This is a genomic window from Massilia sp. LjRoot122, assembly GCF_964252725.1.
Taxonomy (GTDB): Bacteria; Pseudomonadota; Gammaproteobacteria; order Burkholderiales; family Burkholderiaceae_D; genus Telluria.
Map to the genome: position 1 here is coordinate 112905 of NZ_CAXUPB020000002.1, position 26572 is coordinate 139476.

The 26572-nt window shown below is 66.1% G+C and carries 25 protein-coding genes; 19 read left to right on the forward strand and 6 right to left on the reverse strand.

Annotation, left to right across the window (positions count from 1 at the left end):
- Window positions 1–190 precede the first annotated feature (190 nt).
- From ACSQ25_RS23780 to ACSQ25_RS23835, 12 genes are all read left to right on the forward strand, one after another.
- Entirely contained in the window at window positions 191–370 is a 180-nt protein-coding gene (locus tag ACSQ25_RS23780) for a Flp family type IVb pilin (protein ID WP_436108217.1), read from the forward strand.
- Window positions 371–426: 56 nt separating this feature from the next.
- Entirely contained in the window at window positions 427–942 is a 516-nt protein-coding gene (locus ACSQ25_RS23785) for an A24 family peptidase (RefSeq protein WP_436108218.1), read from the forward strand.
- 210 nt (window positions 943–1152) lie between these two features.
- Window positions 1153–2448: an ATP-binding protein gene (locus tag ACSQ25_RS23790; RefSeq protein ID WP_436108219.1), complete on the forward strand. Its 1296-nt coding sequence runs from the start codon at window positions 1153–1155 to the stop codon at window positions 2446–2448.
- Entirely contained in the window at window positions 2445–3302 is an 858-nt protein-coding gene (cpaB, locus tag ACSQ25_RS23795) for a Flp pilus assembly protein CpaB (protein WP_436108220.1), read from the forward strand. Before ACSQ25_RS23790 ends, cpaB begins: the two co-directional genes overlap by 4 nt.
- A 24-nt stretch (window positions 3303–3326) precedes the next feature.
- Window positions 3327–4865, forward strand: coding sequence for a type II and III secretion system protein family protein (locus ACSQ25_RS23800; RefSeq protein WP_436108221.1), 1539 nt, complete (start codon window positions 3327–3329; stop codon window positions 4863–4865).
- Between the two features lie 9 nt (window positions 4866–4874).
- The gene (locus ACSQ25_RS23805; RefSeq protein WP_436108222.1) at window positions 4875–5153 is read left to right on the forward strand and encodes a hypothetical protein; all 279 of its coding nucleotides are present in this window, start codon (window positions 4875–4877) and stop codon (window positions 5151–5153) included.
- Window positions 5154–5200: 47 nt separating this feature from the next.
- Window positions 5201–6376, forward strand: a complete 1176-nt coding sequence (locus ACSQ25_RS23810; protein ID WP_436108223.1) for an AAA family ATPase — start codon at window positions 5201–5203, stop codon at window positions 6374–6376.
- A 31-nt stretch (window positions 6377–6407) separates the two neighbouring features.
- Window positions 6408–7754 (forward strand): CpaF family protein, encoded by a 1347-nt coding sequence (locus ACSQ25_RS23815; RefSeq protein WP_436108224.1) that lies wholly within the window; start codon window positions 6408–6410, stop codon window positions 7752–7754.
- Window positions 7755–7763: 9 nt separating this feature from the next.
- A complete protein-coding gene (locus ACSQ25_RS23820; RefSeq protein ID WP_436108225.1) occupies window positions 7764–8741 on the forward strand; it encodes a type II secretion system F family protein in 978 nt (325 codons plus the stop codon).
- A gap of 30 nt (window positions 8742–8771) precedes the next feature.
- The gene (locus tag ACSQ25_RS23825) at window positions 8772–9713 is read left to right on the forward strand and encodes a type II secretion system F family protein (RefSeq protein WP_436108226.1); all 942 of its coding nucleotides are present in this window, start codon (window positions 8772–8774) and stop codon (window positions 9711–9713) included.
- Window positions 9714–9730: 17 nt separating this feature from the next.
- A complete protein-coding gene (locus ACSQ25_RS23830) occupies window positions 9731–10825 on the forward strand; it encodes a tetratricopeptide repeat protein (RefSeq protein ID WP_436108227.1) in 1095 nt (364 codons plus the stop codon).
- 92 nt (window positions 10826–10917) lie between these two features.
- Window positions 10918–11244 (forward strand): BON domain-containing protein, encoded by a 327-nt coding sequence (locus ACSQ25_RS23835; RefSeq protein ID WP_436108228.1) that lies wholly within the window; start codon window positions 10918–10920, stop codon window positions 11242–11244.
- A 28-nt stretch (window positions 11245–11272) separates the two neighbouring features.
- On the opposite strand, the gene ACSQ25_RS23840 is transcribed toward ACSQ25_RS23835, so the two are convergent.
- The 3 genes from ACSQ25_RS23840 to ACSQ25_RS23850 all read right to left on the reverse strand — a co-directional run bounded on the left by ACSQ25_RS23840 (window position 11273) and on the right by ACSQ25_RS23850 (window position 13789).
- Complete coding sequence (locus tag ACSQ25_RS23840) at window positions 11273–12040, reverse strand: GIN domain-containing protein (protein WP_436108229.1); 768 nt, start codon at window positions 12038–12040, stop codon at window positions 11273–11275.
- Window positions 12041–12189: 149 nt separating this feature from the next.
- Entirely contained in the window at window positions 12190–12990 is an 801-nt protein-coding gene (locus tag ACSQ25_RS23845; protein ID WP_436108230.1) for a glycoside hydrolase family 16 protein, read from the reverse strand.
- A gap of 16 nt (window positions 12991–13006) precedes the next feature.
- A complete protein-coding gene (locus ACSQ25_RS23850; protein ID WP_436108231.1) occupies window positions 13007–13789 on the reverse strand; it encodes a polysaccharide deacetylase family protein in 783 nt (260 codons plus the stop codon).
- Between the two features lie 471 nt (window positions 13790–14260).
- Between ACSQ25_RS23850 and ACSQ25_RS23855 the strand changes: the two genes are divergently transcribed.
- From ACSQ25_RS23855 to ACSQ25_RS23875, 5 genes are all read left to right on the forward strand, one after another.
- On the forward strand, window positions 14261–17251 hold the full coding sequence (locus ACSQ25_RS23855; protein WP_436108232.1) for a TonB-dependent receptor: 2991 nt from the start codon (window positions 14261–14263) through the stop codon (window positions 17249–17251).
- Between the two features lie 103 nt (window positions 17252–17354).
- Window positions 17355–18932, forward strand: coding sequence for a tryptophan halogenase family protein (locus ACSQ25_RS23860; RefSeq protein ID WP_436108233.1), 1578 nt, complete (start codon window positions 17355–17357; stop codon window positions 18930–18932).
- Window positions 18933–18959: 27 nt separating this feature from the next.
- Window positions 18960–19667, forward strand: a complete 708-nt coding sequence (locus ACSQ25_RS23865) for a SapC family protein (RefSeq protein WP_436108234.1) — start codon at window positions 18960–18962, stop codon at window positions 19665–19667.
- Window positions 19645–20670, forward strand: a complete 1026-nt coding sequence (locus ACSQ25_RS23870) for a cupin-like domain-containing protein (protein ID WP_436108235.1) — start codon at window positions 19645–19647, stop codon at window positions 20668–20670. The genes ACSQ25_RS23865 and ACSQ25_RS23870 overlap by 23 nt, the downstream gene beginning before the upstream one ends.
- 10 nt (window positions 20671–20680) lie before the next feature.
- On the forward strand, window positions 20681–22186 hold the full coding sequence (locus ACSQ25_RS23875) for a tryptophan halogenase family protein (RefSeq protein ID WP_436108236.1): 1506 nt from the start codon (window positions 20681–20683) through the stop codon (window positions 22184–22186).
- Here ACSQ25_RS23875 and ACSQ25_RS23880 read toward each other — a convergent pair.
- On the reverse strand, window positions 22165–22776 hold the full coding sequence (locus tag ACSQ25_RS23880; protein ID WP_436108237.1) for a TetR/AcrR family transcriptional regulator: 612 nt from the start codon (window positions 22774–22776) through the stop codon (window positions 22165–22167). The genes ACSQ25_RS23875 and ACSQ25_RS23880 overlap by 22 nt on opposite strands.
- An 81-nt stretch (window positions 22777–22857) precedes the next feature.
- Here ACSQ25_RS23880 and ACSQ25_RS23885 point away from each other — a divergent pair, with 81 nt between their 5' ends.
- A complete protein-coding gene (locus ACSQ25_RS23885) occupies window positions 22858–23931 on the forward strand; it encodes an MBL fold metallo-hydrolase (protein WP_436108238.1) in 1074 nt (357 codons plus the stop codon).
- A 3-nt stretch (window positions 23932–23934) separates the two neighbouring features.
- On the opposite strand, the gene sugE is transcribed toward ACSQ25_RS23885, so the two are convergent.
- Window positions 23935–24252, reverse strand: a complete 318-nt coding sequence (sugE, locus tag ACSQ25_RS23890; protein ID WP_436108239.1) for a quaternary ammonium compound efflux SMR transporter SugE — start codon at window positions 24250–24252, stop codon at window positions 23935–23937.
- Window positions 24253–24339: 87 nt separating this feature from the next.
- Between sugE and ACSQ25_RS23895 the strand changes: the two genes are divergently transcribed.
- Window positions 24340–25245, forward strand: a complete 906-nt coding sequence (locus tag ACSQ25_RS23895; protein ID WP_436108240.1) for a LysR family transcriptional regulator — start codon at window positions 24340–24342, stop codon at window positions 25243–25245.
- Window positions 25246–25248: 3 nt separating this feature from the next.
- Here ACSQ25_RS23895 and ACSQ25_RS23900 read toward each other — a convergent pair whose 3' ends face one another.
- Window positions 25249–26559 (reverse strand): sugar MFS transporter, encoded by a 1311-nt coding sequence (locus tag ACSQ25_RS23900; protein ID WP_436108241.1) that lies wholly within the window; start codon window positions 26557–26559, stop codon window positions 25249–25251.
- Window positions 26560–26572 lie beyond the last annotated feature (13 nt).

Consider the following 26572-nt stretch of genomic DNA (forward strand, 5'->3'; position numbering starts at 1 on the left):
TGAGAGCGCAAACGAAATGGCAGGCTCACGTTTCCACATGGAAAACTTGCCCGACATCAACTTGCCGTACGGCACTATTCGGTACAGTGAACTCACTGACAGACGCAGTCGAAAGCAGCACAAGACGGGGCCCCGTCTGTCAGTAAGACCCTGTAGCAGAAGTCCCATCAACTACCATAAGGAGTTCATCATGAGCACCATTACCTCCGCCATCAAAACCTTCGTTGCCGATGAAGACGGTGTAACGGCCATCGAATACGGCCTGATCGCTGCACTGGTCGGCGTTGTGATGGCGGTGGCGGCCGAGTCCCTCGGCGATCAAATCAGCACGCTGTTCGGTCAAATCGTCACGAAGCTCACCATCGCCTAAGCGCAGCCGTCCCTGGGGCCATCCGGCCCCGGGGGCTTTTTTTTTGTGAGCCGATCATGGTTGTCACGCCCTATCTCGACACACTGCTGTTGCTGCTGGTAGCCGCCGCTGCGATCAACGACCTCGCGAGCCGGCGCATCCCGAATCTGTTGCTGCTGTCAGGCTTCGTGGCCGCATTGGCCCTTCATTCCCTGTCGCCGGAGCCCGCCAAAGCCCTGTTGGCCTGTTTCGGCGGCGCCGCCGCCGGACTGCTGATTTTTCTTCCTCTTTACATCATCCGTGGCATGGCCGCCGGCGACGTGAAGATGATGGCCACGGTCGGCGCCTTCACCGGTCCGGCGGCCGCCTTGCACATCGCGGTTCTCGCCTGGTGTGCCGGCGGCATCATGGCCCTGGCCATCATCATCTTCCGGGGCCGCTTGCAGCTGGCGCTGGTCAGGCTCTGGAGCCTCGTGCGCCAGGTCGCCTTGCGACTTCCCGTCACCCGGACGGAGGCGCAGCCAAGCGCCGGTTCGATGCCCTACGGCGTAGCGATTGCCGCCGGCACGATCTACTTCCTGGTGAGCCGTTAAGCCCCGGTTTCGCGGTTTCCGCTTCCTTGCCGGAGGTCAAACGGGGGGGCGGGAGCGATGGTTAGAATCAATTTAACAAATGTAAGAAATATCCGCACCTCATCAGGAGGTTTCCTCATGGAAGTGTTTTCACCATCTAGGCCAAGTGCTCCCTTTGACGGCCTGCCGGCAACCGCAGCCGCCAGTGGGCCTGAGACCGAGCCCGCCCCCGTGCTGCCGCGCCAGCCACGCACGGTGCGCGATACCGGCCTTGACGCGCGCCTGGTCACGGCGCTCACGGTCAAGATCATGCACGCCGGCGGCAAGATGCCGCTCTCGCTGCTGACCGGACGCCTGCGTCTGTCGGTCAGTGTGCTGCGCGAAGTACTGCAAGGGCTGGTCGCGGAACAACTGGCCGAGGTGGCCTGGCATGGCGACTCCGACATCGACGTGCATTATCAGCTGACCGCCTTCGGGCAGCGCGCCGCTGCCGGGTACCTGGCCGAATCGCGCTACGTCGGACCGGCGCCGGTGACGCTCGACGCTTACCGCAGCATCGTGGAACAGCAGTCGCTGCGCCAGCCCGACGCCGCCCGCGTCACCCCCGCCGAGCTGCAGGCCACACTGGCGGAGGACGGCATCGAGCCCGCGGTGCATGAGCTGATCGGCGCGGCGCTGCATTCGAACCGTCCGCTGATGTTGTATGGACCTTCCGGCAGCGGCAAGACGACGCTGGCGCGCAAGTTCGCGCGGCTGCGCCAGGAGCCGGTGGCGATTCCCTACGCGGTGCTGGTCAACCACGAGATCGTGCAGATCTACGACCCGGGCCTGCATCCCGCGCCGCTGCAGCCGCGCACGCTGGAAGAACGGCGCAGCTGCGACGCGCGCTGGGCATTGTGTCAGCGCCCGCTGGTGCACGTGGGCGCCGAACTGGCGCGCGACATGCTGGAGCTGCGTATCGACGCCGCCAGCGGCGTGCTGCGCGCGCCGCCGCACCTGCTGGCCAACAACGGCCTGCTGGTGCTCGACGACATCGGCCGCCAGCGGGTGCCGGCGGCCGAAGTCCTGCACCGCTGGCTGGGCGCGCTCGAGAGCGGCGCCGACCACGTCACGGTACCGGGCGGGGCCAGCCATGCCCTGCCGTTCGACGTGTCCCTGGTGCTGGTCACGAGCCTGGCGCCGCAGGCGGTGCTGGATGAATCCTGCATGCGCCGCGTCGGTTACCGGATTCCCGTGGGTCCGCTCTCCGAAGCAGGCTACCGCGCGCTGCTGTGGCGCCAGTGCCGCCTGCGCGGCATCGAGGCCGACGACAGCGCGATCGATTACCTGATCAACGAACTGCACCGCCGCACCCGGCGTCCGTTGCTGGCTGCCTGGCCGCATGAGCTGCTGGGCCGGATTGCCGACTTCGCCGGGTTCGCCGACCACACGCCACGTCTCGACGTGAACAGCGTGGTCCAGGCGTGGAGCAGCCTGTTCGGTTCTTGCGCGGCGCTCGAACCCGGTAACCTGGGAGATACCCGATGAAAAACAAGCGTGCCGTGATCGTGATGGCGCTCGCGATCCTGTTCGGCGTAGCGGCCGTCCTGCTGGCCTCGCGCTGGCTCCTGACCCAGCCGGCCAAGAGCGCCGGCCGCATCGTGGTAGCAGGGGCCGACATCAGCATCGGCCAGCGCCTGGCGCCCGAGATGCTCAAGCTGGTCGACTGGCCGGCCCACAGCGTACCGAAAGGCGCGTTCGACGACCCCCTGAAGCTCGGCGGCCGGGTGCTCAAGTCCAGCATCCTGGCGGGCGAGCCGCTGAGCGAGGCCAAGCTGGCGCCGGCCGGCACCGTGGGCGGCCTGTCGGCCCTGATCACCGAGGGCAAGCGTGCCATCACGGTGCGCGTCAACGACGTGATCGGCGTGGCCGGCTTCGCCCTGCCGGGGAACTACGTCGACATCATCGTCAGCACCGAGACCGAGGAGCAGGCGCAGGACGGACGGGCGCGCGAGCGGAGCATCTCCAAGATCGTGCTGGAACGGATCCTGGTGCTGGCGGTGGCACAGGAAGTCAACCGCGACGAAACCAAACCGAAGGTCGTGAATGCCGTCACGCTCGAAGTCACGCCCGAGCAGGCCGAAAAGCTCGACCTGGCGCGCAGCGTCGGCACCCTGTCGCTGGCACTGCGCAACCAGGTCGACCCGGCCCCGGCCGAGACCCTGGGCGCCACCAAGGAAAACCTGCTGCCGGCGCAGGCCTCGCCGATCCGGACGGTGGCGCTGCCGGTGCGCCCACCCAGGCCGCGGGCGCAGGCGCCGCGTCCGGCTCCTGCAGCAGTGCCGCGGCGTGACTGCGTCAAGGTCATCAACGGCCTGCACGCTTCACAGGAATGCTTCTGACCTTACCGATCCGGGATGGATGCCATGAAGAGACGCCTTACACTTGCACGGTTTGCCGCTGGCCTGGCGCTGGCCGCCGCCGCGCCCTCCAATGCGGCTCCCGCAGCTGCCAAGCCGGCTCCGGCCAAACCGCAGGAAACGCGGCCGCTGCCCACGATGGGTTGCAGCGGCGAGGCCGCGCGCCCCGCCACGCTGTCGCTCAACATGGGCAAATCGACCATGCTGCGCCTGCCCGAACGGGTGCTCAACCGCAGCGTGGGTAATCCCGCGATCGTGCAGGCGATGCTGGTGTCGCCGGACACGCTGTACATCGCCGGCGTCGACGTCGGCAGCACCAACATGATCGTGCAGGGGAAAAGCGGCCTGTGCAGCGTGGTCGACATCGTGGTCTCGATGGACCCCGCCACACTGCAGGCGACCCTGGCCGCAGCGATGCCCGACGAAAAGGATATCCGCGTGATGGCCGCCGCCGATTCGCTGGTCCTGACCGGCACCGTCAGCGATGCCGGCGCCATCACCCGCGCGGTCGAGCTGGCGACGGCTTACGTGCGGCGCCCGCTGCGCCAGTTGCCGTCCGCCGACAAGGCCAACGACAACGACGGCGTCATCCCGCTGGCCAACAACAATGGCAGCGGCGCAGCCGTCGCCGCGGCAAGCACGCGCGTGGTCAACCTGCTCAACGTCAGCGCGCCGCAGCAAGTGCAGCTTGAAGTCAAGATCGCCGAGGTGTCGAAGACCCTGATCGAGCGGCTCGAGACCAATGCCGCCTTCAACATCAATCCCGGCAGCTGGACCGCTGTCCTGGTATCGGATTTCCTGAGCGGCAAGGCGCGCGGCGGGATAGGCGGCATGAAGTCCAACGGCAATCGCCTGATCGCCGAGGCCGACAAGCAGGACGGCCTGGTGCGCATATTGGCCGAGCCGAACGTGCTGGCCATCAGCGGACAGGAGGGCACCTTCCTGGCCGGCGGCAAGTTCTACATCCCGGTTTCCCAGGACAACAACAGGATCACGCTCGAGGAAAAGGAATTCGGCGTCGGCCTGCGCTTCACCCCGACCGTCCTGTCGGGCGGGCGCATCAACCTGAGGGTGGCGCCGGAAGTGTCGGAGCTGTCGCGCGAAGGGATCGGCGTGTCGGCGTTCGGCATTGCCGGCAACGCGATCCTGCCGGTCGTGACCACGCGCCGCGCCAGCACCACCGTGCAGCTGTATGACGGCCAGAGTTTCGCCATCGGCGGTCTGGTGAAGAACAACCTGGTGGCCAACCTGAAGGGCCTGCCGATGCTGGGCGAAGTCCCGGTGCTGGGCGCGCTGTTCCGCAGTACCGACTACCAGCAGGACCGCACCGAACTGGTGTTCGTGATCACCGCGCGGCTGGTCAAGCCGATCGCGGGCGCCGGCTACGCGCTGCCGACCGACAAGGTGGGCATACCGACGCGCGGCGAGGTGCTGCTCGGCGGCCGCCTCGAGGGGGATGCCCCGGCCGCGACCACTGCTGCCGCGTCCACGCCGCAGGCCGCGCCCCCCGCCGCGCAGACCGCCGGCGGCTTCGAACTCAAATAGGAGGCATCCGTGAAGACCAAGATCCACTTCCTGCTGCCGGCGCTGGTGGCCGCCTGCCTGCAGGGCTGCATGCATACCACGCCGGAGTGGGACCGGCAATTCGGCAGCGCCACGCGCGCCAACCTGGCCGTCCAGGTGCTCGACCCGGCGGCGGCGGCCAACCGCAATCCCGCTACCGGGGTGGACGGCCGCGCGGCCAAGGGTGCGCACGAGCGCTACCAGCGCAGCTTCGCGCAGCCGGAGAGCGCCCCGGCCCCGATCTTCATCACCACCGGTGGTGCGCGATGAGCGCCTGCCTTCCACTTTGACACGATGCGCCAGCAACGAGGCCCGCCATGAAAGCGTTACTCATCAGCCGCGACAGCCAGCTCTATGCGGAGATCGCCTCCCAGGGAGCGGCACGCGTGCCGCCGCTGAACCTCGGGGCCGTCCGTGCCAGCCTGCGCGAGGCACTCGACCGGCCCGAAGCCGACAGTCCCCAACTGGTCATCATCGATGCGACCGAGACCGAGCCTTCCGAAGCCGCCCTGCTCGAACGCCTCAGCCGCCAGTATCCCGAAGCCCACCTGATGCTGCTGACCGACCAGCAGCAGCCGGAACTCCTGATCCATGCCATGCGTGCCGGCGTGCGCGATGTGCTGGCCCTGCCCCTGGTGCACCGCGCCTTCCACGAGTCGATGGACCGCATATCGGCCGCCGCCGGGGTCTCGGGCCTGCGTGACGGGAAGATCCTCGCCTTCATCGCCTGCAAGGGCGGCAGCGGCGCCACCTTCATCTCGACCAATTTCGGCTACGCGCTCGCCACCCTGGCCGCCAAGAAGGTGCTGCTGATCGACCTGCACAGCCAGTTCGGCGACGCCGCGCTGTACGTGTCCGACCAGAAGCCGACCATGACCCTGTCCGACGTCTGCGCGCAGATAGCGCGCGTGGACGGGCCATTTCTCGAGTCCTGCGTGGTACACGTGACGCCGGGTTTCGGCGTGCTGGCGGCGGCCGACGATGCCTCGCATACCAGGGAGGCCAAGCCGGAACACATCGACACCATCCTGCGCGTCGCGCGCCAGCACTACGACTACGTGCTGCTCGACGTCGGCCGCCAGATCGATGCGGTGTCGCTGCGCGCGCTGGACGTCACCGACACCATTTATCCGGTGCTGCAGCTGGCCCTGCCCGACATCCGCGATGCCCGTCGCCTGCTCGACATCTTCCGCTCGCTCGGCTACGTGCTGGATCACATCCGGCTGATCGTCAACCGTTACGAAAAGGGCGGCAAGCTGCGCCTGCAGGACCTGCATGCCGCGCTCGGCTGCGAAGTGGTGCATACCTTCCCCAATGACTACGTCGCCGTGACCGACTCCGTCAACCAGGGCGTACCGGTGCTGCAGCTGTCGCGCTCGAGCGCCGCCGCGCGCAGCCTGGCCGACATGGTCGAGCTGGTGACGACCCGCCGCGTCCAGGAGAGCAGGGGGCTGCTCGACCGCCTGTTCGGACGCGGCGAAGCCGACGACTGATTCCCAGCAAACAGAACGACCGGAGCCACTTATGTCCTTACGTGAACGCCTTGCGAGTTCCGGCCCGGAGCGCCAGCCCGGTGCAGTCCCGCCGGAAGTCGCCAACCAGGCCTACCAGGAGCTGAAGAAGCTGATGCACCAGATGATCCTGGACCGCATCGATCTCGAGCGTCTCAAGCGGCTCACCGCCGAGCAGTTCAAGCACGAGCTGGCCCTGCTGATCCAGCGCATCATCGAAGAGGAGCGCATCGTGCTGAACCAGCACGAGCGCCACCACCTGGTACTCGACATCCAGCACGAGATGCTCGGCTTCGGTCCGCTCGAGCCCTTGCTGAACGACCCGACCGTCTCCGACATCCTGGTCAATACCGCCAGCAAGGTCTACGTCGAGCGGCGTGGCAAGCTCGAACTCACCGACATCAGCTTCCATGACAACGCCCACCTGATCAAGATCATCGAAAAGATCGTCTCGCGCGTGGGCCGGCGCGTCGACGAGTCGAGCCCGATGGTCGATGCGCGCCTGCCGGACGGTTCGCGTGTCAACGCGATCATCCCGCCGCTGGCGGTCGACGGTCCGCTGCTCTCGATCCGCCGCTTCGGTTCCACGCCGCTGTCGGTGCAGAACCTGCTCGACTATAAAAGCCTGACGCCGCCCATGATCCGGGTGCTGGAAAGCCTGGGTGCGGCCAAGGTGAACATCCTGATCTCGGGCGGCACCGGCAGCGGCAAGACCACCTTGCTGAACCTGATCTCCGGCTTCATCCCGCCCACCGAGCGGGTGCTGACGATCGAGGACGCGGCCGAACTGCAGCTGCGCCAGCCGCACGTGGTGCGCCTGGAAACCCGTCCGCCGAACATCGAAGGCAAGGGCGAGGTGACCCAGCGCGCCCTGGTGCGCAACGCCTTGCGGATGCGCCCCGACCGCATCATCCTGGGCGAGGTGCGCGGCGCCGAGGCGCTCGACATGCTGCAGGCGATGAATACCGGCCATGAAGGTTCGCTCGCGACGATCCACTCGAACACCCCGCGCGACGCGCTGTCGCGGCTGGAGAACATGGTCAGCATGGCCGGCGTGAACCTCACCGCGCGTGCGATCCGCCAGCAGATCGTCTCGGCCGTGACGGTGGTGGTACAGGCCTCGCGCCTGACGGACGGCACGCGCAAGGTGGTCAGCCTGCAGGAGATCACCGGCATGGAAGGCGACATCATCTCGATGCAGGAGATCTTCCGCTTCGAGCAGAGCGGCGTCGATGCCGACGGCAAGGTGAAAGGGCGCTTCAGCGCCACCGGGGTCCGTCCGCGCTTCGCCGACCGCCTGAAGATGTATGGCGTGCCGGTGCCGGAAGACAGCTTCGATCCCGACCGGACCTTCGACTGAGGAGGAAGCATGGACGCACTGTTCTACGCTTTCGTGGTATTCCTGTTCGCGGCCTCGGTCCTCGCGATCGAGGGCGCCTACCTGTGGTGGATGGGCACCCATGGCGCGGCGGCGCGGCGCATCGCGCGCCGGCTGCAGGTCATGTCCGGCTCTTCAGGGCGCAGCGGCGAGCGGATCTCGATCCTCAAGCAGCGTCCCTACAGCCGCAACGCAGCCTTCGACCGGGTCCTGCACCACATCCCGCTGGCACACCGGATCGATGCCCTGCTGGTGCAGTCCGGCACCGGCAACACGGTCGGACAGTTCCTGGCCTGGTCGTTCGGCTGCATGCTTGCTGCCGGCCTGGCCTCGCTCGGGTGGCAGCTGCCGGTCTCGCTGCGCGTCCTGGTGGCCCTGCTCGGCTTGTGTGTGCCGTGGGTGCTGCTGCGCCGCGCACGCCAGCGGCGCCTGGTCCGCATCGAACAGCAGCTGCCGGATGCCGCCGATTTCATCGCACGCGCACTGCGTGCCGGCCACTCGTTCAGCAACGTGCTCCAGATCGTCGGTAACGAGTTGCCCGAGCCGCTCAGCGGAGAGTTTCGCATCGCCCGCGAGGAAATCAACTACGGCGCTCCGATGAACGAGGCGCTGCACGCCATGGCCGCGCGCATTCCGCTGACCGACCTGCGCTACCTCATCATCGCAGTGCTGATCCAGCGCGAATCGGGCGGCAACCTGGCCGAGATCCTGGGGAACATCAGCCAGATCATCCGTGCCCGCCTGAAGCTGGTGGCGCACGTGCGCGTGCTGTCGGCGGAAGGGCGGATGTCGGCACTGATCCTCACCCTGCTGCCGTTCGCCGTGCTGGGCATGATGCTGGTGATGAACCCGAAGTATGTCAGCCTGCTCTGGACCGACCCGAGCGGCATGCGCATGATGTGGTACGGCCTTGGCCTGATGGTGGCCGGCGGCGTCTGGATGCGCAAGATCATCCGGATCCGCATCTGAGTCCGCCCCGCATTCCATCCAGAGGTGAACATGACATCCTCCCAGCTGATTTTCCTGCTCATCGTCCTGTGCGTCGTCTCCGGCCTGGCCTGGCTCGGCGTGGTGCTGTTCGCGCCGCTGGCCCTGCGCGAGCGCCTGCGCCGCTTCCTCGGCAATGCGGAGCAGGGCCAGCTCGATGCCGGGGGCGGCTGGGTCGAACGCGTCGCCAGCGCGGCCAAACCGCTGACCAAGCTGTCGGTGCCCGAAGAGGGTTGGGAAAAATCCAGCCTGCGCACGCGTTTCATGAACGCCGGCTGGCGCAATCCGTCCGCCCTGGCGCTGTATTTCGCGTCCAAGACGGCGCTCGCATTGGTGCTGCCGGCCATGGCGGCAGCGTCGACCGTTGCCTACAGCAGGGTGCTGCCGGGTACACGCCTGATGGCCTTGCTGCTGATCGCGGCCGCGCTCGGCTATTACCTGCCGAACTTTCTCCTTGAACGCATCGTGCAACGCCGCCGCCGCGAGATTTTCGAAACCATTCCCGATGCGCTCGACCTGCTCACGGTGTGCGTCGAAGCAGGCCTGAGCCTGGAGCGCGCGCTGGTCAAGGTAGCGGGCGAAATCCACATCAAGAGCGCGGTGCTGGCGCAGGAATTGCAGCTCGTCCTGATGGAAATGCGCGCCGGCTTCAGCAAGGAGAAGGCGCTGCGCAACTTCGCGCTGCGTTCCGGTGTCGAGGATGTCGACACGCTGGTGGCCATGCTGATCCAGTCCGAGCGCTTCGGTACCAGCGTCGGTGACGCGCTGCGCGTACAGTCCGACAGCCTGCGTCACAAGCGGCGCATCGTGGCCGAGGAATGCGCCGCCCGCATCGGCCTGAAGCTGCTGTTCCCCCTGATCTTCTGCATATTCCCCATGCTGCTGATGGTACTGCTCGGCCCGGCGATGATCCAGATTACGCGGACCCTGGGCAAACTGACCGGCGCGCAATGAACACCAAGGAGCCTGTGATGCGAACCAACTTATTCATGCGGCTGGCGCTGCTGTGCGCCGGCGCCGGACTGGCGGCATGTGCGCCGTTCGGTACGCACCCCGCTTTCGACGGCGCCGCCCTGGCCGCCGATGATGCCTACCTGGCGGGGCGCAATCACCACCTCGCGCGCCGCTACGACGAAGCGCGCGCCGCCTACCAGGCCGCGCTGCAGGCCGCTCCCGGACACGTGAACGCCCGCAACGGGCTGGCCACGCTGTATGCGGAACAGCGCGAATTCACGACGGCGATCGCGCTGTGGCGCGCGCTGACGGAATCGCTCACGCTGTCCTCGGGTCCGGGCAAGGCTTACCTGTTCAGCAACCTCGGGCATGCCTACTTCCTGAAGGGAGAGTACGACCAGGCGCTGGTCGCGCTCGAGAAGGCCTGCCTGCTCGATCCGCTGAACCACCGTTCCTGGCAGCTGCTGGGCGAGACCCTGCGCAAGCTCGGGCAGGAAGAGCGCGCGCAGCAGATGCTGAGCCAGGCCGACGCCTTGCGCTCCCATGACCTGCGCGCGGACTATGCCGCAGCAGGCGGCCAGACCACGGTCGCGGCGCTCGACCGCGCGCTCAAGGCACCCGGGCGTGAGGAGGATGGATGGGGCCAGGTGCAACTGGCCGCCGGACCGGATGGCATGCTGGAGCTGCGGCGGGGTGCATTGCCGGCAAGCGCGTCAGCGCCGGTTTCGCTGCCTGCACCGGCGCCGGCCATGCCGGACGGCAATGCTCCAGCCCTCGCGCTCGTCGAAGTACGCAATGGAAATGGCGTACGGGGCATGGCACGCAAGCTGGCACGCCAGCTCGCTACGGACGGGATGAAGGTGGCGCGCCTGTCGAACCAGCCGGGCTTCGGTGTGCGCCAGACCCGCATCGAATTCGAAGCGGCCTACCGCGAAGCCGCGGAGCGCCTGGCCGGCCGCTTCGGCAAGGTGCAGCTGCAGGAAGTGGCCAGCTGCGCGCCCGCCAAGCTGCGCGTGGTGCTCGGACGCGACCTCGCGCGGCGCGGCTTTGCCCTGCGGCCGCCGGCCAGCGACGCCGCAGCGCCGGTACTGGCATTGAACAAAGCTGACTGAAAAAAGGTCCGCTCGCACGTTTGTTCGGCATCAAACGCGAATCAAGGGCTGCCGAGAGAATGGGCTGGTCTGCCTTCTCTCGGGAGCCTCCCATGAATTTTTCCTACCGCATCCATTTGATCCTGCTCGGTCTGGTGCTGGCGATCCTCAGTGCCTGCGCACCCTCGACCGCGCAACGTGGCACCGGTGAATACATCGACGATGCCGCCATCACCACCCGGGTCAAGACGGCCTTTGCTGCCGACGCCCAGGTCAAGGCAACCGAAGTCCAGGTCGAAACCTACAAGGGAACGGTACAGCTCAGCGGCTTCGTGGAGTCGCCCGAAAGCGCCGCACGGGCGGCGCAGCTTGCCCGTGACGTGCCGGGGGTGAAGGAAGTGCGGAACAGCATGGTGGTCAAGGAGCGGCTCAAGCAGTAGCGCCGAACCCTGACAACACTTGCGCGGCTTACTTCCAGGCCACCTTGCCCATGCCGTTGGTGTTGGCCTTACGTGTTGCCGGGTTACCGTAGACGGTGGCCGAACCCATGCCGTTCAGGTCGATCTCGGCCGCACGGGTCGCGTGCACCGTCGCGCCACCGAGGCCGCTCATGTCGAGGTCGACGGACTCGGCACGCAAGCCCTGTGCTTCCAGGCTGCCGACACCCGCCAGCTTGGCACGCAGGAGCTTGCTCTCGCCGTTGATGCTGATGCGGCCGGCACCGCGCAGGCTGAGGTCGACGCGCTCGGCGCGTACGCCGTTCAGGGCAAGGCCGCCGACGCCGCCCAGACGTGCGTCGATGTTGCGGTAATTGCTGTTCATGGTCACCGATCCGGCACCATCGAGGGCGACCTGGATGGAATTGCCCGAGAAGCCGGTAAGGGTCGAGGCGCCCACGCCTTCCGAGCTGAATTCGGCGAGGTTGGGGACGGTCAGCTCGGCGCGCAGTTTCTCGTTCATGTCGCCACGGCGGGTATTGAAGGATTCGGTGCCGATTTCCAGCGTGTCGCCACGCTGGGAGGTGGTGATGCGCTGGACGAAGCGGCGGTCGCCCGAGACGACGAGCGAGGGCGTGTTGCCCTGGCGTACAACGAGGTCGACGATGCCGTCCAGTTTCACCTTGGTGACCTTGGCATCGACGCTGCGGTTTTCGCGCACGAGGTCATTGGCAAAGCTTGGGCTGGCGACCAGTGCGAGCGTGGCGGCGACGGCGGCGGCACTCAACATTTTTTTCATGCTTGTTCTCCGGTAGGGTGGCGATGGAAGCACTATAGGGCGCTGCCGCGCCGTCACCGAAGCGATTGCGATGAACTGCGCAATTTGCGGTCTGGAGCGTAAAAAAGCCGGAATGACGGGGACGGCGCCTGCTGGCTCTGCTGCCTTGGCTATTGCGCAGGCGTGGCGCGCCGGTAGACGCGTACATAGTCCACCAGCATCTGTTGCGGTAGGACCGTCGTGCTGTCCGGGTAGCCGGGCCACAGGCCGCCGACGGCCAGGTTCAGCAGCACGAAGAAGGGGTGTTCGAACACCCAGTCGCCCTTGACCAGGCTTGGCCGCGCCGTGTGGTACAGGATGCCGTCGCGATACCAGCGGATTTCGCCGCGTTCCCATTCCACCGCGAACACGTGGAAATCGTCTGCATAGATGCCGCGCTCCAGCGGCGAGGGACTGCCGAAGGCCTTGTCGCCCGAATAGCCGGGCCCGTGCAGGGTGCCGTGCACGATAGCCGGCTCCTTGCCGATGTTTTCCATGATGTCGATCTCGCCGCTGCGTGGCCAGCCGGCCTGCTTGATATTCGCGCCCAGCATCCAGAAGGCTGGCCAGATCCCCTGGCCCTTCGCCACCTTGATGCGCGCCTCGAAGCGGCCATGCAGTTGCTCCATCAGGCCGGCGGTCTTGATGCGCGCCGAGGTGTAATCCTTACCGCCATAGCCTTCCTGACGCGCTTCGATGACGAGCATGCCGTCCGCCACTCGGAGATTTTCCGGACGGTCGGTGTAATGCTGCAGTTCCTTGTTGCCCCAGCCATGGCCACCTGTTTCGGCCACCCACTTCGTGCGGTCGAGCTGGGCGCCATCGAATTCATCGCTCCAGGCCAGGGTCCAGCGGGGTGCCGTGGCGCAGCCGGCAGTGGCCAGCATGAGCAGGGCAGCCAGCGCTGCAGCGAACAAGCGGATCGGTCTCATGCTTCTCCTTGTGCTTTCAGGGCGTCACAGGCTTGCGGGCCTGCTGCTGCCTGACGTGTTTCATGATGTTGATGAAGCTGTCGGTCCAGACCTGGCGGCGGTGGTCGGCGAGGAAGCGCAGCAGTTCGTCGTGAGCTTGCGTGGAGACGCTGAGGTAGTCGCCGCCGATGCCATGGAAGGTGAAATTGACCATGGTCCCGCGCTGCATCGCCTGGCGGACGATGGCGATCAGCTGCGCGCCGCTGCTGCCGCTGGGCGCCGCCACCGGCACCGCGAGCGGGTCGAGCGACTGCATCGCGTCGATGATGCCGCTGTTGTTGCCGACCTTGATGGCCACGAAGCTGTCGCGCAGCGCGGGAAGGTAGTCGCGGCCGCCCGCCAGGGTATCGCCGCAGGGGGCCGTGAACGTGCGTTCCTGGCGCCCGTCGATCGCCGCCAGCATGGTATTGGCCAGCAGGACCTGGTCGCGCATCTGTTCCGCGCTGGTGGTGTCGAGGTTGCGGTGCGGTGCGACCCAGTCGCGCCCGGGTTTGCTGCGCGCACATTGGTGGAACAGGCTGTGGTTGCCGAGCTCGTGCCCACGCCGCGCGGCCGCGCGCCAGTCTTCCATGCGCCGAGCTACCGACGGATTCGACAGCTGCAGGTAAAAGCTGGCCTTGAATCCGGCTCTGTCGAGGGCGGGCAGGGCGTGGTCGAGCTGTGAATCCAGGGCATCGTCGTAGGCAAGGCTGACCGCGGCGCGCGCCCCATGCGGCCAGGTGAACGTCGGCACTGCTTCGCTTGCCTGGACCGCCGGCATGCCCGCATGCAGTCCGACGAGCAGCGCAAGTCGCCGGCACCATCGCCGCGCCTCCGGCCTGTCCCCGCGTCGCGCCATTCCTTACCCCTTTTGGTCGAATATTGGAAACGTTACCATAAAATCCGGCCGAGTGTTGCAAATCAGCCGCATTTCGGCGCATACCGACGTGGAATATTCCGTTGACAATTTTTTTTGCTAACCCTAATATTCAGACAAGCGACATGGAAACGTTTCCACGCAAGCCTGAGCGAACACAGATGAACGAGCGCGACGCGCAAGCTTTTACCCGCTACCTGGCAGCGAGGTGGCGAGGAGGTGCCCGGCGATAGGGGCGGCAGCAGGGACGACAGCATCGAGCGCCGGCAGCGTGCAGCCCGGCACAGGTAGTGGAGACACCGTTGGATTGGGTGACGGTCATTTTAAAAAAAACAGGAGAGCACCATGTATTACCCCAAGGCTAAACAGACATTGATGAGCCTGGCAGTAGCCAGCGCGTGCGCGGCATTCATCCCGGCCTATGCCCAGGAAGTCGCCTCGACCCCTGGCGCTGCCGCCACCACCGATCCGGCCGCGGTCACCCCCCAGGAAGCCAGCACCCCCTCCTCGCCGGCCGGCGTCCAGACCGTCGTCGTGACCGGCCTGCGCGCCAGTCTCGAATCGTCGATGAACCTCAAGCGCAATGCGCAGGGCTTCGTGGACGGCATCGTCGCCGAAGACATTGGCAAGTTCCCGGATACCAACCTGGCCGAATCGCTGCAGCGCATCAGCGGCGTGTCGATCGACCGCAGCATCGGCGAAGGCTCGAAGGTGACGGTGCGCGGCGTCGGTCCCGACTTCAACCTGGTGCTGCTGAACGGCCGCCAGATGCCGACTTCGAGCCTGGGCGACCGCCCGGGGCGCGCCTACGACTTCGCCAACATCGCTTCGGAAGCGATCTCCCAGCTGCAGGTGTATAAATCGGCGCGCGCCGAGACCCCGACCGGCGGTATCGGCGCCACCATCAACGTGCTGACCGCACGCCCGCTCTCGCGTCCGGGCCTGCAGGCCAGCATCGGCGTCAAGGGCGTGTATGACCGCTCGGCCGACAACCTGCCGGCAGATGTCCAGCGCGGCGGCAAGGTCACCCCCGAAGTGTCTGGCATCTACAGCAACACCTCGGCCGACGGCCGCTTCGGTATCGGCCTGTCGGCCAGTTACCAGGAACGCAATCTGGGCTACAACGTGGCGTCCGTCGGCAACGGCTGGAGGGGTCCGTTCCGCGGCGACGAGAACAACTGGGGCACCATCCCGCAGCCGGGCACCCCGGGCTCCGAGAACATCACCAACCGTCCGGAGCCGGGTGACCTGTACCAGGTGCCGCAGAACATGAACTACGCCATGAACGGCATCCAGCGCCAGCGCACCAACGGCCAGCTGGTGTTCCAGTTCGCACCGAGCAAGGCCCTGACCACAACCCTCGACTACACCTACTCCGAAAACAAGATCCAGACCCGCCGCCAGGACCTCTCGGCCTGGTTCAACTTCGGTCCGTCCTCGAGCACCTGGACCGACGGTCCGGTCGCCGCGCCGCTGGTGTACACCGAGATCATCAACCCGGCCAACAGCGACATCGCCATGGGCGGCGCCGATTTCGCCACCAAGACCCAGAACAAGTCGCTCGGCTTCAACGCGGCATGGAAGGTCAACAGCGATGTCCGCCTCGAGCTGGACGCGCACCGCTCGACCGCCGAATCGGTACCGGACAGCCCGTTCGGCTCGTCCAACGTCCTGGGCACCGCCAGCTTCAGCCGCGGCACCACCAGCGTCGACTTCTCGAAGGATCTGCCGGTCCTGAGCATCCAGGGCGCCGACTTCCAGCGCGCCCCGCAGCAGGTGACCGGTTCGGTCTTCGAGAACGGCTACGTCAAGAGCGAAATCACCCAGGTGCAGACCCACGGCAGCTGGAAGATGCTGGAAGCATCCGAGCTGAAGTTCGGCCTGGCCTCGACCGACGTGAAGAACCGCTCGGCCTTCTCGGTTCAGCAGCGTGACGACACCTGGGGCGGCGCGACCAAGGCATCGGATTACCCGGCCAGCTTCTTCCACCAGGAGAGCCTGCGTCAGTACTTCGACAACATCGATGGCCACGACAGCCCGAACCTGTTCAACACCTTCTACACCTTCGACTTCGCTGCCCTGCGCCAGCTCGCCGCGACCGTCACGGGCAAGCCGGAGCTGTACCTGCCGAAACCGAACTACACCACCGACCAGCGCACCCGCGAAAAGTCGAAGAGCCTGTACCTGCAGTTCAACACCGACTGGGACTTCGCGATGCCGGTGCATACCGCCCTGGGCGTGCGCTACGAAAAGACCGACGTCACCTCGACCGCGCTGGTGCCGATCGCCACCTCCTACACCTGGCTGTCGCAGAACGAGTTCGCGGTGGGCTTCGGCACACCGTCCTTCACCACCCTGACCGGCAAGTACCACCATGTGCTGCCGAGCTTCGACGCCGACATCGACCTGCGTTCCGACATGAAGGGCCGCTTCAGCTACGGCGAAACCATCGGCCGCGCCCGCTATGACCAGCTGACCGGCGGCCAGGTGCTCGAGGTGCAGGGTCGTATCGAAGGCGGCCGGGGAACCCAGGGCAACCCGGGCCTGCTGCCGGTCAAATCGAAGAACATCGACCTGGCCTGGGAGTGGTACTACGAAAAGTCGAGCTTCATCTCGGTCGGCCACTTCCGCAAGAGCCTGGAGAATTACGCCGGCCAGTCGCAGGTCACCGCCCAGCCCTTCGGCCTGCATACCCCGGTGGGCGGCGCCTACTGGAATGCGGCGATCGGCGCCGGCTGCGCGAGCTCGGACACGACTTGCATCCGCAATTACATCTTCCGCAACTTCGCGGGAAGTGCTGGCGTGACGCGCGGGCCGGATGATGTCAACGGCAATGCCACCGGTTCCATCGCAGGCCAGCCGAACGACCCGATCGCCAACTTCCAGATCACGAGCTACTCGAACCAGAAAAGGGCACGCCTGCGCGGCCTGGAGTTCAACGTGCAGCACATGTTCGGCACCTCGGGATTCGGCGTCCAGGCGAACTTCACCAAGGTCGACTCGGGCCTGCAGTACAACAATGCCAGCATCGGCGAGCAGTTCGCGCTAGTGGGCCTGAGCGACTCCGCCAACCTGGTGGGTATCTTCGAGAACGACAAGTGGAACGTGCGCGCGGCCTACAACTGGCGCGACAAGTTCCTGTCCGGGACCTTCGACGGCGTGGGCCCGAACCCGAACTATGTCGAAGCCTACGGCCAGCTTGACCTGAGCATCGGATACAACGTCAACAAGAACATCAGTGTCCAGTTGGAAGGCATTAACGTGACCGACGAGATCCGGCGCGTGCATGGCCGTAACGAGCGTCAGGCGCTGTATGTGGAGCAGTCTGGTCCGCGTTACATGCTGTCGGCTCGCTACAAGTTCTAAGCTGAGGCTAGCAAAAAAACCAGCGGGCCCTGGCCGATGCCACGGTCCGCTGTGTTCACTTTCAGGTTAGACTTGCCCAGCATTGGTTTTATTGAAAACAAATATGGCGATCACCACCATCAGGCATGTCGTCGTCGTGGGCGGAGGGTCGGCCGGCTGGCTGACTGCCGCCGTCCTTGCATCGAGCTTCAAGGCGCTTGGGGATGGCGGCCTGCGCGTGACGCTGATCGAGTCGCCCGACGTGCCGACGATCGGTGTCGGTGAGGGTACCTGGCCGACCATGCGCGACACCCTGCGCGCGGCCGGCCTGTCCGAATCCGCTTTCTTCCGCGAATGCGATGCCGCCTTCAAGCAGGGCTCGCGCTTCAACCGCTGGGTCAGCGGCGGCGACCACGACTACTACTTCCATCCCTTCGTGCTGCCCCAGGGCTGGGGCGAGGCCGACATGGCCGGCAGCTGGCTCGAGCGCCATGCCGGCGTTCCCTTCGCCGACCTGGTGAGCTACCAGCCGCACCTGTGCGTGCACGGGCGCGCGCCCAAGCAGGCCGCCACGCCCGAATTCGCAGCGGTGGCGAACTACGGCTACCACCTCGACGCCGGCAAGTTCGGCCTGTTCCTCAAGAAGCACTGCCTGGAAAAGCTCGGCGTCGACTACGTACCGGACCACGTCACCGGCATCCGCTCCCACGACAATGGCGACATCGCCGCCCTGCATACCAGGGCGCATGGCGAGTTGGCCGGCGACCTGTTCGTGGACTGCACCGGCATGCAGTCGCTGCTGCTCGGGAAGCACTACGGCGTGCCCTTCCTCCCGCAGCGTGGCGTCCTGTTCAACGACAGCGCGCTGGCGGTGCAGGTACCCTATGTGCGCGAGGATGATCCGATCGCCTCGCAGACCACGTCCACCGCGCAGGAAGCCGGCTGGATCTGGGACATCGGCCTGCCTGCCCGGCGCGGCATCGGCCACGTGTATTCGAGTGCGCACACCGGCGACGATGCGGCCGAACGCGCGCTGCGCGCATACATCCGCGCGACCGGCGGCCCCGACGACATCCCGACGCCGCGCAAGCTGTCCTTCGAACCGGGCTACCGCGAGCGCTTCTGGCACCGTAACTGCGTCGCGATAGGCTTGTCCGCCGGCTTCATCGAGCCACTGGAAGCCTCGGCACTGGCCATGGTCGAATTGTCGGCAGCGATGCTGGCCGACGAGATGCCGGTCACGCGCGCGCAGATGGAGCTCAGCGCCCAGCGCTTCAACGAAACCTTCACCTACCGCTGGGAACGGGTGATCGACTTCCTGAAACTGCACTATGTCCTGAGCCGCCGCGAGGGCGCGGAAGATCCGCATGGCTACTGGCGCGACAACCGCCGCAGCGAAACCATCCCGCAGCGCCTGGACGACCTGCTGGCGCTGTGGCGCCACCGTCCGCCCTCGCGCTACGATTTCAACCGCATCCAGGAAGTCTTCCCGGCGGCGAGCTACCAGTATATTTTGTACGGGATGGGCTTCAAGCCGGAGCCCGGCCTGGCCCGGCGCGAGCGCATCGGGGAGGGCAACGGCGCCATGGCCGACGGCTTCCTGCGCCAGGCCGCCGACCTGACCCGCCGGATGCTGCCCGCACTGCCGGACAACCGCACGCTCATCGCGCACATCGTGCGCCACGGGCTTCCGACGACATAAACAACGAGAACGAAAGAGACGACACCGATGGCCAATCCCGTACTGCTGAATAACATCGATCACAAGGACCTGCGCGTGATCACCCGCCACGGCCGCGACATCACCGACAGCCACGCCTTCGTGCCGACCTTCCCCGCTGAATTCCGGCTGCTGCAGGCCCACTATCCGATCATCTTCCGCAAGGAGAGCGAAGCGAGCGCCTTCGAGCCGGTGGCCCTGCTCGGTTTCGAGTCCGACGAAAACCTGTTCCTGGAAGACGAACGCTGGGATGCCAGCACAATCCCACTGCTGGTTGACCGCTTGCCTTTTATGATCGGCCGCGACGGCGACGAGCTGATGATCCACATCGACCTGGAGAGCCCGCGCGTCAGCAAGCACGAAGGGGAGCCGATCTTCCTGCCGCACGGCGGCATGAGCCCCTACCTCGAGAACGTCAACTCGATGCTGCTCGCCATCCACGAAGGCATGGCAGCGAATGCCGCCTTCGTCGAGGCCCTGGTGAAGCACGAGCTGATCGAAGGCTTCTCGCTCGACGTGACGCTCGACGACGGTTCCCAGAACCGCCTTGCCGGCTTCTACACCATCAACGAAGACCGCCTGGCCGCGCTCGACGCCGAAACTCTCGACAGCCTGCACAAGGCCGGCTACCTCAGCGCGATCTACTTCCAGCTCGCTTCGCTGTCCAACTTCCGCGCGCTGATCGACCGCAAAAATGCCCGCCGTGCACGCGCCTAAACCCATCCGCGAGCTGGCCGGCCTGACGCCGCGCGACCTCGGCCCCGGCATTCTTGCGTCCACCGAGCCGGTGGTGCTGCGCGGCCTGGTGGCGCAATGGCCGATGGTCCGGGCCGCGCGCGAGTCCGCGCTTGCTGCCGACGCCTACCTGCGCCGCTTCTACCGCGACGCCACCGTCAATGCCATGCTGGGCCCGCCCGAGATCGAAGGTCGCTTCTTCTACAACGAAGCGATGGATGGCTTTAACTTCGCACCGGTGTCGGTGCGCCTGGACAAGGTGCTGGCCGAGCTTGAACGCTACCGCGGCGCTGCCCCGCAACAGCAGCCGGCGATCTACGTCGGCTCGACCACGATCGACACCTGCCTGCCCGGTTTCCACGACGAGAACCCCCTCGACCTCGGCGGGCGCGACGCGCTGGGTTCGATCTGGATCGGCAACCGTACCCGCATCGCCGCCCACTACGACCTGCCGGACAACCTGGCCTGCGTGGTGGCCGGAAGGCGACGCTTCACCTTGTTCCCGCCCGACCAGGTCGAGAACCTGTACATCGGCCCGCTCGACCTGACGCCGGCCGGACAGGCCATCAGCCTGGTCGACTTCCTGAAACCCGATCTCGAACGCTTCCCGCGTTTTGCCACGGCCATGGAGCATGCGCTGGCGGTCGAGATGGAAGCGGGCGACGCGCTGTTCATCCCCAGCATGTGGTGGCACCACATTCAGGCGCTGGAAGACTTCAACGTGCTGGTGAACTACTGGTGGCGCCAGTCGCCTGGCTACATGGACACGCCGATGAACGCGCTGATGCATGCCTTGATGAGCGTGCGCGACCTGCCGCCGGAACAGCGCAAGGCCTGGGCCGGGCTGTTCCGCCACTACGTGTTCGAAGCGGATGAGAAGACCGCCGCCCATATTCCGCCGAACGCGCGCCGCGCCCTGGCGCCGATGGATGCCGACAGCGTGCGCAGCATCCGCGCCCAATTACTGAAAAGAATGAATCGCTGAGGAGGGAGACATGGAACAAGGACTGAACGGCATGGGCAAGCCCGTGCGCCGGGTCGTCATCGCGGGCGGCGGCACCGCCGGCTGGATGGCGGCCGCCTGCATCTCGAAGGTGCTGGGCAAGCGCCTCGACATCAAGCTGGTCGAATCCGACGAGATCGGCACCGTGGGCGTGGGCGAGGCGACCATCCCGACCCTGCTGAACTTCCACAACCTCCTCGAGATCAACGAGCAGGAGTTCATGGCCGAGACCAAGGCCACCTTCAAGCTCGGGATCAGTTTCGAACACTGGCGCAACGTGAACGAGGACTACATCCACTCGTTCGGCCTGACCGGCACCGACCACTGGACCGCCGGCTTCCAGCACTTCTGGCACAAGGGCCGCGAGCGCGGGCTGGCTGGCGAGTATGGCGACTACTGCCTCGAATTGCGCGCCTCCCAGGAGAACAAGTTCGCCCACCTGCCGCGCGGAGGCATGAACTACGCCTACCACCTGGACGCAAGCGCCTATGCGCGCTACCTGCGCAAGTTCAGCGAGCGCTTCGGCGTGCAGCGCATCGAGGGCAAGATCGTCGACGTGAGCACCAGCGCCCTGAGCGGCCAGGTGCGCTCGATCACGCTCGATTCGGGCGTCGACATCGAGGGCGACCTGTTCATCGACTGCACCGGTTTCCGCGGCCTGCTGATCGGCCAGGCGATGGGCGTCGAATATGAAAACTGGTCGGAGTGGCTGTTCAACGACAGCGCCGCCGCATTGCAGACCGCCTCCGTCGGTGACGCCGTCCCGCTGACCCGCTCGATCGCGCATCCCTTCGGCTGGCAATGGCGCATTCCGCTACAGCACCGGGTTGGCAACGGCATCGTGTTCTCGAGCCGCTACGTGGACGAAGAGGCGGCAATCCAGGCGCTGCAGGGGAATATCGAAGGCGAAGCACTCATGAAGCCGCGCGTGATCAAGTTCACGCCAGGCCAGCGCCGCCAGGTCTGGAAGCACAACGTGGTCGCGGTGGGCCTGTCGAGCGGCTTCCTCGAACCGATCGAATCGACCAGCATCCACCTGATCCAGCGCAGCATCATCCGCCTGATGCAGATGTTCCCCACGGAGGGCATCGTGCAGGCCGACGTCGAGGAATTCAACCGGCAGGCCGCGTCCGAGATCGAGCATATCCGCGACTTCATCATCCTGCATTACAAGGTCAACAACCGGATCGACGCGCCGTATTGGAGGGATGCGCGCAACATGGAAGTGCCGAAGTCGCTGCAGCACCGCATCGACCTGTTCCGCGAAACCGGCCGCGTATTCCGCGCGCCCACCGAGCTGTTCGCCGAGAATTCATGGATCCAGGTGATGCTGGGGCAGGGCATCATGCCCTATCGCCATCACCAGACGGCCGACCTGATGGGCGACGAAGAGCTGTCGCAATTCCTTGGCGGGATCAAGGGGCAGATCGACCGCACCGTGGCGGGCCTGCCTTCGCACCAGTCCTACGTCGAGCGTTACTGCTCGGCGCCGAAATAAGACAGGAACATCGACACCGCCGCCTCGATCACGGGCGCCTGCTGCGCAGGCGCCAGCGGGGCGGCGCCCATCGCCACCTGCGGCCAGAAGGCGAAGGCCTTGATCTGCCCCTGCAGCATGGTGGCGGCAAAGGCCGGGTCGCCAGGTTTCAGGCGGCCGTCGGCCTGGGCCGCGCGGATCCAGGCCGTTACGCCTTCCTCGCGCTCGTTCAGGCGCGCAAAGATCGGCAGCGCGCGCTCGGGCGCATGGATCGCTTCCGAGATCGCCACCCGCGCCAGGTCGAGGAAATCCTGGTCCGCCAAGGAGCGCATCTTCAGGCGCACCAGTTCCGTGAGCTGTTCGCGCAGGCCCGCGTCGCTGCGGTAGGGCAGTTCCAGCAGCGACGCGCTGCGCTCGAACAGCTGCACGACGGTCTCCGTGAACAGCTCTTCCTTGCTGGGAAAGTGGTTGTACACCGTCCGTTTCGACACGCCCGCTTCGAGGGCGATCTTGTCCATGCTGGTGGCCTCGAAGCCGTTGGCGCGGAACTGCGCGGCGGCCGCCGTGATGATGGCCAAGCGTTTGCGGTCGGTGAGGCGGATCTCGTTCATCGCTTAATTTTACACCGACCAGTTTACTTTTCCAAAAAGTGAAACTACACTGTGTAGTGTACTTTAAGGAATCGAACCCCCATGCGCACCCTGCTCGCCACCCTCATCCTCGGGATCACCGCCATCATGACTTATTGCAGCCTCGCTTCCGCCGCCGTTCCTGCGCATGCGCAGTCTCCCCAGTTCGCGGACGGCAAATTCCGCAACGCGATCAAGATGCGCGAGTACAGCTTCGGCGAAATGGTCGGGCTGTGGTGGAACGCCATGATCAACAAGCCGGCGGGCACCATGCCGGCGCAGGCCATCCCGGTGCGCGCCCTGAGCCGTGCCGACCTGCTCGCCGCGCCGGACAAGTCCCTGTTCCGCCTGGGCCATTCAACCATCCTGTTCAAGCTGGGCGGCGCCTTCTACCTGACCGATCCGGTGTTCTCGGAGCGTGCCTCGCCGGTGGGCTGGGCTGGCCCGAAGCGCTTCCATGCGCCGCCGGTCTCCATCGAGGAGCTTCCGCCGATCCAGGCCGTGATCCTGTCGCACGACCATTACGACCACCTCGACCATGCCGCGATCATGCAGCTCGCCGCCAAAACCAGCCACTTCCTGGCGCCGCTCGGCGTCGGCGACCGCCTGGTCCAGTGGGGTGTCGAAGCAAGCAAGGTGCGCCAGTTCGACTGGTGGGAGGAGGCGACGATCGATGGCGTGCGTTTCATCGCCACGCCGTCCCAGCATTTCTCGGGCCGTACCCTGGGCGACCGCGATACCACGCTGTGGGCTTCCTGGGTGATCCTGCACGATGAGCTGCGCCTGTTCTTCAGCGGCGACAGCGGCTACTTCAAGGGTTTCAAGGAGATCGGCGAGCGTTTCGGTCCCTTCGACGTCGCCATGGTGGAAACCGGCGCCTACGACAAGCAGTGGCCCGAAGTGCATATGCAGCCGGAAGAGACCCTGCAAGCCTTCCTCGACCTGAAGGGCAAGTGGCTGCTGCCGGTCCATAACGGCACCTTCGACCTGGCCCTGCACCGCTGGCAGGACCCGCTGGAGCGGATCTCGGCGCTGGCCTCCACCAGCGACGTGAAGCTGACGACGCCGGAGATGGGCGAGCCGCTCGACCTCACGGCGCCGCACGCCGGCAAGCCGTGGTGGCGCGAGCTCGAATGAGGCTCAGGACGACACCACCTTGAGGCCGACGATGCCGGCGCCGATCATCGCGATGCACAGCAGCCGCGCCGGCGAGGCCGACTCGCCCAGCAGCACGATGCCGACGATCGCCGTGCCGATCGCACCGATGCCGGTCCACACGGCATAGGCCGTCCCGACCGGCAGGGTCTTCAGCGCGTAAGAGAGCAAGCCGAAACTGACCGCCATGGCCACGACGGTGCCGACCGTGGGCCACAGGCGGGTAAAGCCTTCCGTGTACTTGAGGCCGACCGCCCAGACGATTTCGAACAGGCCTGCGACAACGAGAACGATCCACGCCATGATGCTTCCTTCAAAAAATACGATGGGCCGCATCATATATCTGCAAAGGAGATGGAAAAAGTCAGGAGTTGTCAGTAATATTGAAAGATGGCCTTCGATCTCGATAAGCTGACTGTCTTCCTGGCGGCGGTGGACCACGGTTCCTTCTCCGCCGCCGCGCGCGCACTGGGGCGGGTGCCGTCCGCCGTCAGCATGGCGATCGCCAACCTGGAAGCGGAGCTCGACCTGCAGCTGTTCGACCGCAGCGGCCGCGAACCGAAGCCGACGGCGCATGCCGCCGTGCTGGTTCCGCAGGCGCGCCTGCTGCTCGAACAGCTGGGGCGCCTGAACAGCCATGCGCTGTCGCTGACCCGGGGACTGGAGTCGTCCCTGAGGGTCGCCCTGGTGCCCGAGCTGCTGGCGGCGACGCCCTGGAGCGAAGCGCTGCGCCGGCTGGCGCTGGAATACCCGCTGCTGAAGGTGGAAGTGCTCACCGCGCCGCAGGCCGACGCGCTGGCCATGCTGCAGAGCGGGCGCGCCGACCTGGCCCTGGTCTATGAGCGCTACGGGCGCGAACCCTACGAAGCCTTCGAAGAGGTGGCCGAGGAAAGGCTGGTCGCCGTGGTCGCCCCTGCGCACCCGCTGTGCGAACGCATGGGCAAGGAAGCCATCCGCGACGAGGACCTGCTCGCCGAGCGCCAGGTGCTGGTCGCCGGCCGCGATACCGAGCAGGTCGACAAGCGCATCGCGGTCGCGCGCCTGCAATGGCGGACCGATAACCCAGCCGCGGCGCTGGCGCTGGTGAAGGCTGGCCTGGGCTGGGCCTGGCTGCCTTCCGGCTTCGTGCGCGAGCCTTTGGAGCACGGTGAACTGGTGCAGATCCCGACCGCGAACTTCACCAACGTGCTGCGCTTCTTCGTCGACGTCATCTGGAACAACGAGCGCCCGCCGGGACTGGCGGCGCGGCGCTTCATCGACTTGATGAACGCGCTGCGCAGCGGCGGGCATTCCTAGAACTCAGGCAGCCGTCACAGGCTGCTTGTGCAGGTTCGCGTACTTCAGGCCGAAGTAGAGGATGAACAGGTAGCACACGGCCGGTACCAGGAAGGACGGCTGCAGGCCGATGGTGTCGGCGAACATGCCCTGCACGAAGGGGACGATCGCGCCGCCGACGATGGCCATGCACAGGATGCCCGACCCCTGGCCGGTAAACTTGCCCAGGCCGTGCAGGGCCAGGCTGAAGATGGTCGGGAACATGATGGAATTGCACAGGCCGACCGCGATGATCGCCCACATGGCCAGCTGGCCGTCGCCGAAGGTCGCCAGCAGCACCAGCAGGATCGAGCCGAGCGCATTGACGGCCAGGGTCTTGCCCGGGCTGACGTAGCGCATCACGGCGAAGCCGATGAAGCGGCCCACCAGGGCGCCGCCCCAGTACAGGCTGACGTACTGCGCCGCATCCGCGTGGCTCAGGCCCGCGATGTTGCCCTCGCCGAGGAAGTTGATCAGGAAGCTGCCGATGCTGACTTCCGCACCCACGTACAGGAAGATCGCGACCGCGCCCAGCACCAGGTGGCGGTAGGCCATGGCGCCGCCCTTGCCGTCGACGGCGGGCTTGCCGTCGTCCGCATGGCTGATCTTCGGCAGCTTCGCCACCGCGAACAGCACCGCCAGCACTGCCAGCGCCGCCGCCAGGCCCAGGTAGGGACCCTGCACCGCGGCCGCTTCCGCCGCCTTGTGCGCCGCCTGTTCGGCTGCCGGCAGGGTCGCCAGCTGGTCCGCGCTCAGCGCGACGGTCGACAGGATCAGGATGCCGCCCAAGCTGGGTGCCACCGTGGTGCCGAGCGAGTTGAAGGCCTGGGTCAGGGTGAGGCGGCTCGACGCGGTGCGCGCCGGCCCGAGCACGGTCACAAAAGGATTGGCCGCCACCTGCAGGATCGTGATGCCGCTCGCCAGCACGAAGAAGGCGAACAGGAACAGGCCGTAGCCGCGCGTCGAGGCCGGATAGAACAGGGCGCAGCCGGCCGCCGCGATCATCAGGCCGGTGACGGCGCCGTTCTGGTAGCCGATCTTCTTGATCAAGATCCCGGCCGGCAGCGACACGACGAAATAGGCGCCGAAGAAGCAGAACTGCACCAGCATCGCCTGCAGGTAGGTGAGGGTGTAGATCGACTTCAGGTGCGGGATCAGCACGTCGTTCAGCGAGGTGAGCAGGCCCCACATGAAGAACAGGATGGTGACGATGACGAGCGCGCCGGTATGGGGGTTATGCTCGGACTCGAGGGCCTGCGCCGCCGCGGGCGAAGGATTCTGGGCTGCGTTGTGCATGGGGTCTCCGTGG